The 474-nt window shown below is 54.9% G+C and carries 1 protein-coding gene; it reads right to left on the bottom strand.

Annotated features, from left to right (window positions below):
* Window positions 1–293 (bottom strand): PhnD/SsuA/transferrin family substrate-binding protein (locus AB1462_RS31810; RefSeq protein ID WP_367249062.1); only part of this gene is annotated, 293 nt, incomplete at its 3' end.
* Between the last annotated feature and the right edge of the window lie 181 nt (window positions 294–474).

A 474-nucleotide genomic window follows, 5' to 3' on the forward strand; every position in this document is an offset into this window, starting at 1 on the left:
TAGGAATTGGGGCCATGAACGCCAATATGCACCCAGCCATTGACCATGCCTTCGATGACCGAGGCATAGGAGGTCGGCATGAAGAACTCGACCGGCTTGCCTGTCTTTTCCTTCAGCTTGTCGATCAGGGGTTGGTAGATATCGAGTTCCTGCGTCGTTTCTTCGGTCGGGATGATCGAGAAAACGAGTTGGCTAGGATCTTTGCATTCCTGCGCGAATGCAGCCGAGCTTGCATATGCGATCACGGCACAGGCCGCCGTCAGTCTCGTGACGGTATGTTTCAGAAAATTCATGTCATCCTCCCTTGTTTTGCAGCGGGTTCGCCGGAGAAAACCAGCGCCCCGCGGCTATTATGGTTCAGTCATGCGACGGCCTTTTTCGCCTCCTCGCGAATACCTCCGGCCGCCAGCAGGTTTTGCTTGCTTCCGATGAAGTTCTGGCCGCGTTCACCATCGAATGCGACGTCGACAAGTT

Origin of the sequence: Pseudomonas sp. SB113, assembly GCF_040754745.1 — a bacterium.
GTDB lineage: Bacteria > Pseudomonadota > Gammaproteobacteria > Pseudomonadales > Pseudomonadaceae > Aquipseudomonas > Aquipseudomonas grimontii.